Genomic DNA, 17516 nt, shown 5'->3' with positions numbered 1-17516 from the left:
TTAATTCGAGGCTGTCGTTTTGAATTTCAGTTTATCTAAACCTCTTTGTACATCTTCATTTTGCATAAACAATTTCCACAATAATCCAGAGCGATAATTCTCTATCATTGGTGTAATTGTTCCTTGATCTATCGCCAAATATTTTGTAATCACTCGATCATTTTTTACATCAACCGCATCATACGGACCTGCTACTCCAATCAAGCTTTTGTTTTGTTTTTCATAAATAAACTTCAAGAAATCCATAGATTCTTTTGGTGTATATGGAAAAGATGATAATGCTGCTGTAGGAGTAATTACATTATTGTCATTTAATGGAGAATGAGCTGTATAACCTTCTGTTCCATCTGGATTGAAGGTATAACTTGCTGTTAATCCCCACATATTTTTTTCGTACTTCTTGAAACTCTCCGTTTTTTGTTGATTGTAGATGTAATGAATCTTTGCTTGATTTTTCACCACTTTTCCATAATCAATACCAATTCCATCTATCAAATTGTTCGGATTAAGTCCAATAAAAGAATATTGTGCCCAAAATAATGGACCTACATTTTTATCAGCTCCATTATGCTTTACAATCAATGGAACTCCGTATGCAGAATCATTTGATTTTATATCTCCATTTCTCGTCCAACCTTTATAATAAACTTCTGAATTGATAGAATAATTTGGTGAAGCCGCAGCAATAACATACGTAATCATGGTTTCATCAAATCCTTTTAATGGAAAATTAATTTTCCATTCGTAATTTGGTGACCAATGCCAATACAACACATTTTCTCCACGTGTATAAAAATTGAAATCGATTTCTTTCCAAAGTTGATCAGCTAATTGCGAAATCTCTATTTCTTTCTCATTTTTAGAATCTTTGAAATATTCTTTCAAACAAATTAAACCCTGAGCAAGAAATGCAGTTTCTACCAAATCACCTCCGTTATCGTAAGTACTAAAAGCTTTTACTTTACCTGTTCCGCCATTCAACCAATGTGGCCAAGCACCATGAAAACGATCTGCTTTTTGTAAAAATTTCAATCCTGTTAAAATTCGTTCAGTTGCTTCTTTTCTTGGAATAAATTCGCGATCAATCCCAACAATTAAACTCATTAATCCAAATCCTGTTCCTCCTGTTGTAATGATGTTTGAATCATTTTCTGGATAAAAACCATCAGGATGAAAACGTTCTCGAGCTAATTTTGAATGAGGTTCAGCATAATCCCAAAAATATTGAATCGTCTGTTTCTGAACTTTATCTAACAGCTTATTTTCTTGTTTTGTTTGAGCAAAAGCACTTGCGCCACATAAAAGAGCGCAAGTAACTATTGTTTTATTTAATTTAACCATTACCAACCTGGGTTTTGAGTCATTGTTGGAGTTTGAATAATTTGTCCATTTGGAATTGGAAACAATTCGTGTTTTCCAGTAACGAAAGTTTTACCATTTTTCGCCATCATTTCTTTTGCTTGACCAGTACGAACTAAATCAAACCAACGATCATGCTCAAATGCTAATTCTAAACGTCTTTCATTCCAGATTTTTAATCGTAATTGATCTTTAGACATACTTGCTACTGGAGCTAACTTAACACGTGTTCTAACGCGATTAAGAGGTGTTAAAGCGTCTTGACCAATCTCGTTTGCTGCTTCAGCTTGAATTAATAAAACTTCAGAAAAACGAATTACACGGATATTTTTGTCACCATCAGCAGAACCAAGATTCGCACTTGAATATGCTTTTTCGTTATACATCGGGTTTTCTACAGAAGTTGGAACTAAACGACCGTCATATAAAGTTTCACCTCTAAAAATGATTGTTGCATCACGACGAATAGCATCTCCTTCAGCATTAAAAGCATCTAATAAATTTTGAGAAGGAACATTGAATCCCCATCCCCAACCTCCAGTACCACGAGCACCTTGAGTTTCTGAATATTGTTGAACACCATGCGCAACAGCATCTCCACGAGCTTGAATTTCAAATAAAGATTCTTTACCGTTCTCAGTTTCTTTTCTCCAAGTTGTTGCGTAATCACTTTCTAAATCGTAAATACTAGAATTAACAACAGTTGTAGCCATATCGTATGCTTGTTGATTTTTTCCTTGGTATAAATATACTTTTGCTAATAAAGCTTGAGCAGCTCCTTTTGTTGCACGTCCTAAATCTTTTGCAGCATACTCATTTTTAGTAGGAAGTTTTGATATTGCATCTAATAAATCTGCTTCAATGTATGCATAAACTTCTGCTTTTGGTTTACGTAGTGCATAAGATGCTGGTACATCTAATTCTTGTATCACAGTATCTCCAAACATACGAACCAAATAGAAATAAGAAACAGCTCTCAAAAATTTTGCTTCCCCAATTAATCTATTTTTTTCTGCATCTGTAATTGATGATTCTGTCGTATATTTTATTGAATATGACGCTCTACCAATTGTTTTATAAAAACGTTTCCACATTGCTTCAATAGAACCTGTTGTAGAACTATGTAATAATTCGTCTAAATCTCGTTTATCTCCACCATTATCTGTAGAAGAACTTCCTTTATCTGCATTATCAGAAATCATTTCAGTAACTCCTAACCAAGAGAATGCATAATCCCAATCTGTAAACATTCCGTAAATACCATTCACATATTTTTCTGGAGATTGAGAAGCTTGATCATCAATTGCAATATTTTCTTGAGAATCAACATTCAAAAAATCACTTGTACAAGAACTTAATGTTCCGATTGAAAGAATAGAAGCTAATGTTACTATTTTAAATATATTTTTTTTCATTTTTTTAAAATTTTCTAGATTAGAATTCTACGTTTAATCCAACTAAAAATGTTCTAACATTTGGATATGCAGAGAAATCCATTCCTGTTGTTCCATAAGGACTTCCATCGTAACGTTTTCCTTTTACATTATCTAAAGTTAATTCCGGTGTAAATCCTGAATACTTCGTAATCATGAATACATTTTGAGCACTAACATATAATCTTAAGTTTCTGATAAAATCAATTTTATCTCTAAAATTATATCCTATTGTCATGTTACTTAATTTGAAGTAATTACCTTTCTCTAAATAATAAGAAGAAGCAACTTGATCACGCTCCGCTCCAGGATGAGAATTTGTACTACCAGCTCCTGTCCAACGATCATTGAACATATCAACTGTTATATTTTCTCCTCCTAAACGTGTGTTTTTGATACCATTGTAAATCTTATTACCACCAGCTCCATAACCACTAATCGTTAAATCGAAGTTTTTATATTCTAAACTAACATTAATTCCGTAGTTATATTTTGGAATATATGATCCCATAAATTTTTTATCACGATCATCAATAACTCCATCTCCATTTTGGTCTTTGTAACGTAAATGTCCTGGGCGAGCACTTGATAAATGAGCATTGCTATTTATTTCATCTTGTGTTTGCCAAACACCTTCTACTTCATATAACCAGAAAGAACCCAGTGGTTGACCAGCTTCTAAACGTTTTGCAATTTGTCCATTTCCTAAAGAACCCCCTGTCATTCCAGAATATCCTTCTTTAACAGACTTCACTTCATTTTCGTTGTAGTTGAAGTTACCACCAATCGAATATCTTAATCCTCCAGCTGTTTCATTACGATAATTTAAAGCAATTTCAAAACCTTGATTTACTACTTTTGCTGCATGATCATAAAAATCTTTTTCATAAGGAGATGAACCTATCTGTTTAATATTTAAGATGGCATTTTTCGTTGTCTTATTGTAATAATCTAAACTTCCTGATAATTTACCTTTCAATAACTCGAAATCTAGGCCAGCACTCCATTCATCTACAATTTCCCATGAAATATCATAAGCAGGCGAACCGATATAAGCTCCATAAATTAAATCTTGACCTGGTCCAAATACATAATTCGCATTATCACTACCTGTAGAAGTTGTAATTGTTGTATAGTTGTATGGCACATCTGCATTACCTAAACGTCCCCAACCTCCACGAAGTTTTAAGAAAGAAATTACATTACTATCTTTTAAGAACTCTTCATTAGAAATATTCCAAGCAGCAGAAACAGAAGGGAAAGTTCCCCAATATTTTTCGTTTTGTTTAAACTGGCTTGAACCATCTCTACGAATAATTCCAGAAACGTAGTATTTATTTGCGTAATTATATTGTAAACGAGCAAAATAAGAAGCATAAGCAATTGGAGTATAATTATTTTGATCCATTGCAGCTTTGTATTGTCCAGAAGCATGATGAGCAGACCAATATTGTTCTTTATCAGGAACATCATATACTGTGATATCTGAATATTGACCAATACCCATTTTTTCAGCAGATACTCCAGCAACAACATTGAACGAATGATCTCCAAATTTGCGATCAAATGTTACGAAGTTTTCCCATGACCATCTAAATGTTTCTACATTATTTAGATTTAGAGAGTTATTCATATAAGTTGAACTCGCAGGATTCTTCGCTTTTAAACCTTCAAACTCAGCAGCAGTTCTAATTGGGTTACCAGCAATCCATCTTTCTTTAATTGGATTAAATTCTCTGTATTTGTACCAATATTTTGTTCCTCCAGCACGAGAAGTTACTGTTAACCCTTTTGTAAGTTTCAACTCTGCTTCTATATTTCCTTGAAGTGTAGTAGAATTAGCTTTTTGATTATCATAATACAATGTTGACATTGGGTTACCATGAGAGTTCAAATTACTTGTCACCTCTCCAGGTTTTGCAACATATGTTACTTCTCCTGTTGTTGTATTAAAAATTGGTAAACCCCATCTTCCGTTATCATATTTTACAGGAACCAATGGTGATTGACGGTAAGCTACATCAAATGCTCCATATGGTTTAGGATTCTCTCTAGAAAAAGTAGCACTAACATTTTGTTTAATCTTTAAGATTCCATCAAACAATTTATAGTCATTATTACTACGAACAGTTGTTCTTTTGAAGTTATTTCCTTCTAAGATTCCTTTCTCTTCGAAATTATTAATACTGAACATGTAATTAATATTTTCTCCAGCGCCAGCTAACGAAACATTATTACTAATTAATTGTCCTGTGGTTAACATTTCATCAAACCAATTCGTGTTATATTTTTGATTTGTAGAAATCAAAGAACCTCCTGTTGCTTTTCTTTGTTCATTAAAATAAGTTATGTACTGATTAGCATCAGCCATATCTACCATATTCATAGTATTTCTTACTCCAATATATGAATCATAATTAACTCTAATCTTTCCTGTTTTACCACGTTTAGTTGTTACAACAACTACACCGTTTGCACCACGAACTCCATAAATAGCTGAAGATGCTGCATCTTTTAAAACATCAATTTTTTCAATGTCATTTGGATTAATATTGTTAATATTTGGAACAATTAATCCATCCACAACATATAAAGGAGCCTTCCCTCCTAGGGCTGTACCCATTCCACGAACCAAAACAGTTGGTGTACCACCTGGAGTATCCGTATTAATGATATTAACACCAGCTAATTTCCCCTGCAAAGACTGCATGGCAGTTGTACTTGCAATTTGCGTAATGTCTTTAGCATTAGCTGATGACACAGCTGATGTAAGATCTGATTTCTTAACAGTACCATATCCAACCACAACGGCTTGATCTAGTATAATAGAATCACTTTCGAAAGGATCTCCTATCTGTATAGAATCGTTAGTAACTTGGGCATTTACACAGAAAGACCCGAGAATAAATAATGGAAGAAAATATTTTTTCATTCTATTTCAATAAATGGTTATTTCAAAAATAGAATGTTTTAACACTTGATTAACAAGTAATAATTTCAGCTAGAATAACTTTCTGAAAAAATAAAACATATAACACTAAATATCAAATAATTATGTAATATTATATTTACAATATGATGTAGTTATGATGTAATTTATTTTCCGATATTTAAAAATTAATCATATATTTATTTAGGTTTATTTCAGAAGGAATTTGCATTTTTTTGCGTAATCTATATCGTTGTAGTTCTACCGATCGATAATTAAGGTGCATTAAAGGAGCAATCTCTTTGGTTGATAAATTCATTCGAAGGAAAACACACAGTTTTAAGTCTTTTGCTGTTAAATTAGAATATTTCTCAGCTAATCTCTTAATAAAATCTTGGTGAATTTCCTGAATATTTAATTCGAAATTTTGCCATTCATTTCTGTTGTAACTATATTCCGAAAACGTTTTCTCAAATTTCTTTTTTAATTTTTTATTGATTTCATTCATTTCCAATTGAGAAAACAATTGATTAATTTCTAAGATCATAGCACGTTGATTAGCTAATTTCAAAGCTTGTCCAGCCAATTCTGTAGATTTCGTTTGTAAAGAAGTTTCTAAATATTGTTTTTCTTTATGATGATTCAATTCTTTTAACTCTTGTTGATGCTTCATTTCCATCAAATTCAATTCATATTCAAATTGCTTTTGTTTAATTCTGAAACTTTGTTTCAACTTCATTCTGTTATATTTATAAATAGCCAAAATCGATCCAACAATTAATAAAATATAAAATAATATCATCAAATTTGATAAATACCAAATCTTCTTAACCCGAAAATCAAAATGATTCAACTCCACAAAATTTCCATCTTTTAGAGCATAAATAGACAATTGATATGAACCGCTTTCTAATTGTTTATAATTAATTATAGGCTGATTAAGCGGTTGAATTTTAGAGTTATTTAATTGATAATACAATTGATAATTTGCAAAATCATCATTCAAAATTGAAACATAAAAATCTATATAATTATTTGAATACTCAATATTAGGTTCATTATTCAAAACCGTTTGATTGATTTTTGCTTTAATTTTTACCTTTGGTAATTCGCGACGTATAGATTTTAAATCATATTTCAATAATCCGTTTTCGAGGTTAATGTATAAAAACTGATCGTTGATTTTAGCCGTTAAATTGTCATCAACCAATTTTCCATCATACAATTTTTTGGGAATTAAATAATGAATCAATTTATTCTGTTCCACTTTAGAATAATACAGAATATTATCCGCTTCAACTAAATAACGATTCTCTTTTAAATAACGAATTCGATTAATATTCTTTAATTTCGAATCTAAATTCTCATCAGAAAATAAGTTTTTATTTATATCATAACGGACTAAATGTTGATCATCAATCAATACAAAAACCTTATTATCTTCGAGAATAGTTTGCGGATTAACTAATTTTTTATGTTGGTAAAATATCTCCTTTCCTGTTCTATTTTTAAGATCAAATAAATATAAACCACCATTTTTTCCTGTTCCTAAAATTTTATTTTCAACAATAATAAAATCAATAATTGGAATAGTTAAACTGGAAACTTTACTAGATTCTTCATGAGAACCTTGTATATATTCATTGATTCCTGTAAAAGATGATTGATATAATTTATTTCCATATTTGATCAATTTAAAACCTCCATTTGTAGAAGAAATCTTATTCAATAGTCCTGAATAAATGTAAGTTCCCCAACTATCCGAAACATAAATTGTATTATCAATATTTGTTACATTCCAAATTAAACCTTTCTCGAGAACTGAATTTGTTTGGTTTAGAGTATTCGAATAATTATAAAATCCGTGATTTGTTCCCAACAAAATATTGTCTTTGTAAAAATCGAACGAAAAAACATTTCCTAAATGACCATTGTAATCATATAATAGTTGAGTTTTGTTTTTCAATTCTATTTTCGAAATACCTTTATCCGTTCCAAGCCAAGCATTTCCTTTAGAATCTATTCTTATATTTTGGATTGTATTACTGATTAACCCAGAGTTTTGATTGTAATTTTTGTAAGAATTAGTTTTTAAATCATATACATAAATCCCATTATTTGAAGTTCCAATGATTAATTTATCTTCTAATCGAATCATTTTTAACACTAAATAATTCTTTAGCATTTTATTGAATTCCACATTGAACTCTTGTAAACCAGCTGTTTTGTTGTACTTGAAAATTCCTTCTGTTAGTGTACCAACTAAATAATCATTATCATATTTTTCTATTCCATGAATGACAATTGATTTACCTTTTTCAATTTCAAATAACGGCTCAAAATGTCCATTATTAAATTCGAAAATACCTTTAGAAATAGTGGCTACTAACATTTTACCCTTCACCAAATAAACGTAAGAGGAAAGCGCAGGTAATTTGTATCGTTTAACTGTTTTACCATCAAATTGAAAAAGATAATTGAACGATTGAAAATAAATAGAACGATTATGATAAAATATTTTCCAGATTTCTTCTTGTTCTAACCCTTCAAAACTTTTGAATTTATCTGAAATTGAAATATAAACTTTCTTTCCTTCAATCGTTTTCCAATATCCAAAATTATTTAATGCACCTGAATACAATACATTATTCATTGTAAAAACAGAACGTATAATTGTTAAGCTATTTGGCGAATATTTTTCCCAAAAATTACCATCATATTCTAAGATATTTCGATTGTTCGCAAAATATACTTTTCCTTGCTTTTTATTTTCTGTAATATCCCAAATAGGCGATTCGCCCAAATATTCGCTTTTAGAGTAATTCGAAATAATTGGCGCAAACGATTGAGATTTGCTATAAGTGGAAACAAGTAAAAATAGAATAAATAAGCTTCTCATTGTGCAATAAAAAAGACCGTAAAAACGGTCCTTAAAAATAGATTATATTTCTGAATTATCTTATTTAAATTCGACATCAAAAACTTCAGCAAAATGTTTCTTCGTAAACGCTTTTACTTCGTTCATATCTACCTGATGTCCAAGTTCTCTTTCTAATGAAGCTACAGCTTTATCCTGAATTCCGCATGGAACAATGTATTCAAAATAACGCAAATCTGTATTCACATTTAGCGCAAAACCATGCATCGTTACCCAACGGGAAGCCTTAACGCCCATTGCACAAATTTTTCGAGCAAAAGGTCGACCAACATCCAACCAAACACCAGTTTCTCCTTGCGAACGCTCACCTTTTAATCCATATTCGGCAATAGTTTTGATAATCACTTCTTCCAAATTGCGCATATACAAATGAATATCTGGCTTGAAAGTATCCAAATCCATAATCGGATAACCAACTAATTGTTGCGGTCCATGATACGTTATATCTCCACCGCGATTGGTTTTCACAAAAGTTGCATTTATCTCGTTTAATTTATCACTCGAAGCCAACATATTCTCTAAATGTCCACTTTTTCCAAGCGTATAAACGTGCGGATGTTCTACAAAAAGTAAATGATTTTTAGTATTTTTAAAATCTGAACTTCCCTCCTTTTCTTGTGCTCTATTATATTGTTTTACGGCTATATTTTCTGCTAAAAGACTTTCTTGATAATCCCAAATCTCTTGGTAATCTCTGTTAATTCCTAAATCTTGGAATTCGACAATTTGTTTCATTTCACAATGTGTTTCGAATGTCAAATTTACGAATTTTTAAAAGAAATTAATCCTCTAATTCTACTGTGAAATTATTTAATTCAGGTTCATTTAGTAGTAATAATGGTTTTGAGCAATTCATTAACGATTGAATAAAAATCTTTATCTTTGGAATTCTTAGAAATCGGTAGAATAAAATAATCAAATAAAAATGAAGAGACTATTCGTTAAAGGATCTATTTTAATGGCTTTGTTTGCAAACTTTAGTGTTTTTGCACAACAAGGTGGTGGAATGTGGATTCCAACAGAATTGAATGAAAAGGAAATGAAAGACATGGGATTGAAAATCTCATCAAAAGACATTTTCAGTAATGGAGATAAAAGTATCAACAATGCAGTTGCTCACTTTGGTGGCGGTTGTACGTCAGAAGTTATTTCTCCAAATGGTTTATTACTAACTAATCATCACTGTGGTTATGGAGAAATCCAAGCACATTCATCTTTAGAAAATGATTATTTAACAGATGGTTTTTGGGCTAAAGAGTTGAAAGACGAATTACCAAACGAAGGTTTAACAGCGACTTTTATTGTAGATATTAAAGATGTAACTACTGCAATTTTAGCTGGTGTTAATGATAATATGTCGGAGAAAGATCGTAACAAAATCATCAAGAAAAATATTGAAGATTTTAATGCAAAAACTAAGACAGAATCTTATCGTTCAGTATTTATCAAACCTTTTTACAAAGGAAATAAATATTACCAATTTACGACAGAAACATACAAAGATGTTCGTTTAGTTGGTGCGCCACCTTCTGCAATCGGAAAATATGGAAATGACACAGACAACTGGGTTTGGCCACGTCATACAGGAGATTTTTCGATGTTTAGAATTTATGCAGACAAAAATAACAAACCTGCAGATTATTCTCCAGAAAACGTTCCTTATAAACCAAAACATTTCATACCTATTAATATTTCGGGAATTAGCGAGGATGATTTCACGTTTGTATATGGTTTCCCAGGTACAACAGACGAATATTTACCAGCTTCTTCTATCGAGCAAATAAAAGATGTCATCAATCCTGCGCGTATTAATGTACGTACGATTGCGTTATCTCACATTGATAAAAAAATGCGTGAAGACAATGCAACTCGTATTGCTTATGCTTCTAAACAAGCGCGTATTTCAAATTCACACAAAAAATGGATTGGTGAAGTTTTAGGATTAAATCGTTCGAAAGCTGTAGAAAAACGTCAACAATACGAGCAAGAATTTATGAATCGTATTGCGAAAAATCCTAAATTAAAAGGTGAATATTCGAATATTATTTCTGAATTAAATCAAGTTAATAAAGCAAATCAAGATTATATTTTAGCGTACACAATGTATTCTGAAACGTTTTTCTCAAATTCAGAAACATTCAGAATGGCGTTAACATTGAACAATATTTTGAATGCGGTTGGACAAAAAAATTATGCTGAAACTAAAGCAAAAGCGTTGAATACAGTTGCGTCTATGCACAAGGATTATAATCCTGAATTAGACAAAACTATTTCTTCTGATTTGGCGGATAATTATTTCAAAGTTGTTCCTCAAAATTTATTACCAACTACAACTGCTGCAAATATCAAAACGGCTTTAGGAAATTCGATAATCAACGGAACGAAAAAAATTAACGGTCAATCTATTTTAGGAAATATCAAAGCGTTAGCTGAAAATGATGCTGAGTTTATCAAAGCCTTAAAAGAAGATGCTTTAATTGCTCAAATTCGTTTGATTTTAGATGCAAATCAAACAAAAGTAACGCCTACATATTTAGCGAATCAAGATAAAATCAACAAGTTGATGCGTACGTATATGAAAGCGCAAATGGATGTTTTTACAGACAAAAAAATCTTCCCTGATGCGAATTCTACTTTACGTGTAACTTACGGAAAAGTTGATGGTTACCAACCTCGCGATGCGGTTTATTACGAGCCTGTAACGCACATGGAAGGTGTGATGGAGAAATATATCCCAGGTGATTATGAGTATGATTTACCAAAACAAATGTTGAGTTTATATGACAAAAAAGATTACGGAAAATACGCCGATAAAAACGGAAAATTACCTGTAAACTTTATTGCAACAAACCATACAACTGGTGGTAATTCTGGTTCTCCTGCATTGAATGCAAAAGGAGAATTAATCGGATTGAATTTTGACCGTGTTTGGGAAGGAACAATGTCAGATTTAAATTATGATCCAGAGATTTGTCGTAATATTATGGTGGACTCTCGTTACATTTTATGGGTAGTTGACAAGTATGCTAATGCGCAACGTTTGATTGATGAAATGACCATCGTTGACGAAAGCAAAAATGCAAAGAAAAAATAATATTTTTCACTATATTCTGAAAACCACGTTTTTATAACGTGGTTTTTTTTATTGAAATAAACGTAAGATTCAAATAAAATCTTAAGAAATAAAACTATATTTATACAACTTATCTAAAAAATTGTCAAAATAAAACACTCATAATTATGGAAGTCATTAGAAAATGGCCTTTTTATTTAAAACTAACTTGCACATTATTGTCAATCATTTGTTTAACATTTATTTCAATAATAGGTAAAGGAATTTTAGTTCCATTAATATTAGGCTTCTTAATTTCAATATTATTAGCACCCGTTTGTGCATTTTTTGAAAGATATTTACGCATTCCGCGTGCTATTTCGAGTATCATTACCACCTTGCTTTTTGCAGCATTTATCTTAGGAATTTTCTATTTGATTGCTATACAAATGGCGGAAATAGCAAATGAATGGCCTACATTTCAGAAACAAATCATAGAAGCTTTTATGAATTTGCAAGATTGGATTCATCATACATTTGGTGTTAATTCGCATGCGCAAATGGAATATTTGACAAAGAATGTCAAAACCACTATAGAAACGAGTACAATTGTAATCGAAAAAGTAATTTCGATTGTTTCATCGATGGCTGTTACAGTTTTGTTCACCTTTTTATACATTGTTTTCTTGTTGATTTATCGTCGTCATTTGGTAAAATTTTTATATTACGCATTCAATTCAAATACACACGATCAGGTTTATAATGTCATTACATCTATTCAAAAAATGGTCAAACAATATTTGATTGGCTTATTTTTACAAATGTTAGTCGTATCAATTTTATCTTTTATTGCATTTTCTATTCTTGGACTTAAATACAAATTTGTTTTAGCTATTTTAACTGGCGTTCTAAATGTTGTTCCATATGTAGGAATTGTTATTTCGTTAATTATAACGCTAATAATCACATTTGCTACAATGTCAGCTTCAAAATTGTTCTTTGTTTTAATTGCATTTATTGCAATTCATGCAATTGATGGAAATGTAGTGATGCCAAAAATTGTAGGTTCTAAAGTAAAAATCAATTCATTGATTGTCATTATTGGATTAGTAATTGGAGAAATGACGTGGGGAATTATGGGAATGCTTTTATCGATTCCAATACTTGCGTTGATGAAAATTGTTTTTGATAATGTGACTGAATTAAAACCTTGGGGTTATCTTTTGGGTGATGAAGATTCAACAGAAATTGATGATGATTTAAATTCGTTTTTAGCCAAAAAGAAAGCGAAAAAATCAAAGAAAAAAACAAAGAAGTTGGACGAGAATTTAGAGTAATCTAATTTCTATTTTACATAATTGGATTGCTGTACATTATTTTACCCATTAAAAAAGTCTATAACAAATTGTTATAGACTTTTTTAATTTATACTAATCAAGATGAATTATTCCGAAAAAATCAAAGATAAGTAATAGAAAGGTTAATGTAGAAATCACAAAAAATTCAAAAGCATCTTTATAGCTTTTCAATATTGACATACTATTATAATGTTTTTCTTTTTTTATTTTTCTAATTCCTAAAATCAATGAACCTGCAAATAAAATAGATAAGCAAATCTCTGAATTTATATACATTTAATTCTTCTTCAAATATTTTTTTTCTAAGAAATAATACAATTTCAAGAAAAGAATCGAGAAAAATATTCCGATTAGTGTTCCGAAAAATATATCACCCGTAAAATGTACTCCAACATAAACTCTACTGTAAGCAACCATTAACGCCCAAACAAGTAAGACATAAAGTAACCATTTGTAATAGCGTCTTAGCAATATTCCTATAAAAATTGCAATCGCCATATGATTAGATGCATGTGCCGAAGTAAAACCATATTTACCTCTCCCCTCACAATCTATTGGGCGAAATAATCCTTGAATCGATTCGGTGTAACATGGACGAAAACGTTGAAAAGAATTTTTCAAGATATTTGTAAATTGATCTGCACATGTTATCATCAGTGCTATACAAACTCCAGCTAACAAGGTTTTTTTCCAACCAAGTTTTACATAAAGTAAGATGAGAAAGATGACATACAACGGAATCCATGTTTTTTTATCGGTAACTATTAACCAAAACCAATCCCATTTTTCGTTCCCTAAATTATTGAAATACAAAAATATTTGTACGTCCCAATCAAAATAATCTTGTATCATTATCTACTTACTGATCCGCCTAAACCTAATGCTTCGTCTACAGATTTTGGTTCTACAACAACCGCAGGTTCTTCCACAATTGGCTCAACTACATTCTCTATAACGGGTTCTGTTGTTTCTTGCACATCCAATTCCAAATCCTGTACAGGATCTACAGCTTTCATAGTTGGTGCATCATCTTTCAACGCTGCATTTACTGTATTATCTTGATGAATTGCTTGATGCATTTCATCTACTGGATTACGAACTTCGTCAAATGATTTCTGAAAATCTTCCATTGGATTGATTTTCGCAAAAGAATCTTTGACTTCATTCATTGGATTTAACTCTTTTATGGTATTCTGAATCTCTTTTGTAGGATCAACATCCTGAACAGGATTCATGATTTCTTGCTTGATATCTTCAGATGCTTCTTTTAATTTGCGCACAGCAGTTCCCAAACCACGAGCAATTTCTGGAATTTTATCTGGTCCAAAAATCACTACAGCAACCACCATAATAATCACGACTTCCTGGAAGTCTAAAAACGCTGGGTATATTACTAAACTATTCACTAAACAAATGTATAAAATCTAAATTTAGTAGAAGAAAAAAAGCCATCAAATTTCTTTGATGGCTTTCTTAAAATTTATTTAAAATTTGAATCTTATTTATTCATTTGACCTTTTTTAGTAAAGTCATACAATAAAGGAGATGCAACGAAAATAGACGAGAATGTACCAATTACGATACCGATTAATTTCGCAAACATAAATCCTTTGATTGATTCTCCACCAAATGCAAAGATGATTAATACGATTAAGAACGTTGATAAAGACGTATTGATTGTACGTGATAATGTTTCTGATGTAGAAATATTAATAATATCGTACAAGTTGTGGTTTTTCTCAACTGTTAAATTCTCACGAATACGATCCAAGATAATAATCGAGTCATTCATCGAATAACCAATTACCGTCAAAATCGCCGCGATAAATGCTTGATCGATCTCCATGTTGAAAGGTAAAATTCCTTTGAATAAAGAGAAAACTCCTAATACAATAATCACGTCATGCGCTAATGCGATGATAGTTGATAATGAGAATTGCCAACGTTTGAACATCACAATTAAGTAGAAGAAAATTGCAACTAATGCTAAAGAAACCGCTATATAAGAAGCTCTTGTTGTATCATCGGCAATTGTAGGACCTACTTTTGCAGAAGACATTAAACCTATTGTAGCATTATCTTCAGAGAAATCTTTTTCAGACATATTCGCTGGTAGATAAGATTTAAGACCTGTATATAATTTATCTTTGATCTCGTCATCTACATTTGTTCCGTCTTCATCAGCTTTGTATGCTGTTGTAATTTTTACTTGATTTTGACCACCATACGTTTTCACCTGTGGCATCATTTTTTCACCTTCTAACACGAAAACATCACCCAAACTTTCAGAAATTTGTTGCGGATCTACGTGTTTATCAAAACGAACTGTATATGTACGTCCACCTTGGAATTCGATACCCATATCAAATCCTTTTGTGAAGATAGAGATTAAAGCAACTACTGTTAAAACAATTGAAATCGCATAAGAGATTTTTCTTGTTTTCAATAAGTCAACTTTAATATTTTGTAACCAGTGCGCTGTAAAATGTGTATAGAAAGGAACAGATTTTCCTTTTGCTAAACGTCCTTCTACAAAGTAGCGTGTAATGAAAATCGCTGTAAATGTTGATGTAAAAATACCAATCATAAACGTTGTTGCGAAACCTACAACAGGACCTTTACCAAAGAAGAATAAAATTAATGCCGTGATAAATGATGTTGAGTTAGCATCGATAATTGCAGAGAAAGCACCTTTCCATGAATAAGCGAAATCTACTGCTTGACGTAATGATTTTCCTTTTCTTAATTCTTCTTTTACACGTTCGTAAATCAAGATATTCGCATCCATTCCTGTTACCAATGTCAAGATAATCCCGGCAATACCTGGTAAAGATAATGTAGCTTTAAGTGATACTAAGAATCCTAATAAGAATAATAAGTTAACGATTAATGCAACGTTAGCATAAATACCTGCACGGCTGTAATAAAACACCATCCAGATTAATACTAATGCAAATGCACAACCAAAAGCGATTAACGAACTGTTGATTGCTTCTTGTCCTAATGATGGACCAACAACCTCAGCAGAAACGATTTTAGATGAAGCTGGTAAAGAACCTGCTTGTAAAATGTTTGCTAAATCTTTTGCTTCGTCAATTGTAAAGTTTCCAGAAATAACAGAATTACCTCCTGTAATTTGATTACTGATGTTTGGCGCAGAATACACCATATTGTCTAATACAATTGCAACACCTTGACCTGGTTGTCCAGGACCTGCAGGTTTCAACTCGTCTGTAATACGAGACCACTCTTGTGCTCCAACTTGATTCATTTGCATTGTAACAACAGGCTCATTTGTAAGAGAACCAGGATTACGTTCACCAGCAGCAGAAACTACTTTATCTCCTTCAATTAATGGTTCTTGCGTTCCATTTTTACCTTTTAAGACATAAAACTCTAATAATTTAGGAGCAGATTTATCATTTGCTTGTTTACCTAAATTCATTGGCTTATTCGCCCAAGAGTATTTGTATCCTCTAATGTTTGCTGGTAATCCAGGTACAAAACCTTTGTCTTGCATCACACGGTTTACAACAGCAGTATCTTTTACATTCACAACAAAACTTGCGTTAGAACCAGCTGGTTGCATAACTTCTGCTAAAGTTTTGATTGTTTGTCCTTTCTCATTTTTTACATTATATTTTTCTGTATTAACGCTAGAAAAATATTGTAAAACTGTAGGATCTTGACGAACAACTTGCCAAAACTCTAATTTTGCTGTAGATTGTAATAATTTTTTTACACGGTCAGTGTCAGAAACACCTGGTAATTCTACCAAGATACGTCCATCACCTTTATCACCTAAACGTTGAATTACTGGCTCAACAACACCAAATTGATTAATACGAGAGCTAATTACATCATAAGCTGTTGCAACTTTAGCTTCGATATCTTTACGGATTACTTCTTTTACCTGATCGTCAGAAGCATTGTACGCAATTTTATCTGCATTGTTTTTGTTTCCAAACAAATCTGCAGCTGCGTATTTTGTTCCTCCTTTTATTTTATCAAACTCTTGAAAAAATAATTCGACATAAGGTACGTTACCGTTTGTTTTTTGAGCTTTATCTGTAGCATCCAAAGCCGTTGCCAACATAGGGTTTTGACTTTTCGCTGATAAATTCTCGATTAAATCTCTTTCAGAAACTTGTAAAATTACGTTGATACCACCTTTCAAATCTAATCCTAAATTGATTTCATTGTTTTTGGCATACCCATAATCGTACTTAATAATTCCCAAATCAAGAGGATGCTGAGCCAAGCTATCTAAAATTCTTGGTTCGTCTTCTGGCTTACTCGCCAAGCGCGCCGCCTCATGCTCCACTTTAGTTGTGTACCAAGTATAACTTAGTTGTCTGATACACAAGAGACTTAAAATAATTGCAAATGCTGCAATGAGCCATCTTCCTCGCATAATGTTTAATTGATAAATAAATTTTGACGGACA

At 31.6% G+C, this 17516-nt stretch carries 10 protein-coding genes; 2 read left to right on the top strand and 8 right to left on the bottom strand.

Going from position 1 to position 17516, the window contains the following annotated elements; genetic code table 11:
* The 5 genes from FH779_RS07695 to lipB all read right to left on the bottom strand — a co-directional run bounded on the left by FH779_RS07695 (position 1) and on the right by lipB (position 9394).
* Positions 1–1341, bottom strand: coding sequence for a glucoamylase family protein (locus FH779_RS07695; RefSeq protein WP_038330439.1), 1341 nt, complete (start codon positions 1339–1341; stop codon positions 1–3).
* The gene (locus tag FH779_RS07690) at positions 1341–2774 is read right to left on the bottom strand and encodes a RagB/SusD family nutrient uptake outer membrane protein (RefSeq protein ID WP_038330437.1); all 1434 of its coding nucleotides are present in this window, start codon (positions 2772–2774) and stop codon (positions 1341–1343) included. Before FH779_RS07690 ends, FH779_RS07695 begins: the two co-directional genes overlap by 1 nt.
* A 19-nt stretch (positions 2775–2793) precedes the next feature.
* Positions 2794–5724: a SusC/RagA family TonB-linked outer membrane protein gene (locus FH779_RS07685; RefSeq protein ID WP_180906617.1), complete on the bottom strand. Its 2931-nt coding sequence runs from the start codon at positions 5722–5724 to the stop codon at positions 2794–2796.
* A 178-nt stretch (positions 5725–5902) separates the two neighbouring features.
* Complete coding sequence (locus tag FH779_RS07680; RefSeq protein ID WP_038330432.1) at positions 5903–8620, bottom strand: helix-turn-helix and ligand-binding sensor domain-containing protein; 2718 nt, start codon at positions 8618–8620, stop codon at positions 5903–5905.
* A gap of 60 nt (positions 8621–8680) precedes the next feature.
* Positions 8681–9394: a lipoyl(octanoyl) transferase LipB gene (lipB, locus tag FH779_RS07675; protein WP_038330431.1), complete on the bottom strand. Its 714-nt coding sequence runs from the start codon at positions 9392–9394 to the stop codon at positions 8681–8683.
* Between the two features lie 190 nt (positions 9395–9584).
* Here lipB and FH779_RS07670 point away from each other — a divergent pair, with 190 nt between their 5' ends.
* Together FH779_RS07670 and FH779_RS07665 are read left to right on the top strand one after the other, a co-directional pair.
* The gene (locus FH779_RS07670; protein WP_244958042.1) at positions 9585–11753 is read left to right on the top strand and encodes a S46 family peptidase; all 2169 of its coding nucleotides are present in this window, start codon (positions 9585–9587) and stop codon (positions 11751–11753) included.
* 146 nt (positions 11754–11899) lie between these two features.
* The gene (locus FH779_RS07665) at positions 11900–13048 is read left to right on the top strand and encodes an AI-2E family transporter (RefSeq protein WP_084106808.1); all 1149 of its coding nucleotides are present in this window, start codon (positions 11900–11902) and stop codon (positions 13046–13048) included.
* A gap of 297 nt (positions 13049–13345) precedes the next feature.
* On the opposite strand, the gene FH779_RS07660 is transcribed toward FH779_RS07665, so the two are convergent.
* The 3 genes from FH779_RS07660 to secD all read right to left on the bottom strand — a co-directional run bounded on the left by FH779_RS07660 (position 13346) and on the right by secD (position 17483).
* A complete protein-coding gene (locus tag FH779_RS07660; protein ID WP_038330424.1) occupies positions 13346–13921 on the bottom strand; it encodes a phosphatase PAP2 family protein in 576 nt (191 codons plus the stop codon).
* A complete protein-coding gene (locus FH779_RS07655) occupies positions 13921–14475 on the bottom strand; it encodes a twin-arginine translocase TatA/TatE family subunit (protein ID WP_236688155.1) in 555 nt (184 codons plus the stop codon). The genes FH779_RS07660 and FH779_RS07655 overlap by 1 nt, the downstream gene beginning before the upstream one ends.
* A gap of 92 nt (positions 14476–14567) precedes the next feature.
* Positions 14568–17483 (bottom strand): protein translocase subunit SecD, encoded by a 2916-nt coding sequence (secD, locus tag FH779_RS07650; protein ID WP_038330423.1) that lies wholly within the window; start codon positions 17481–17483, stop codon positions 14568–14570.
* Positions 17484–17516: the final 33 nt, after the last annotated feature.

Origin of the sequence: Empedobacter falsenii, from assembly GCF_013488205.1 — a bacterium.
GTDB classification, from domain to species: Bacteria; Bacteroidota; Bacteroidia; order Flavobacteriales; family Weeksellaceae; genus Empedobacter; species Empedobacter falsenii_C.
The sequence above is the reverse complement of the archived record's forward strand: the minus strand, read 5'-3'. Positions and strand labels throughout refer to the sequence as shown.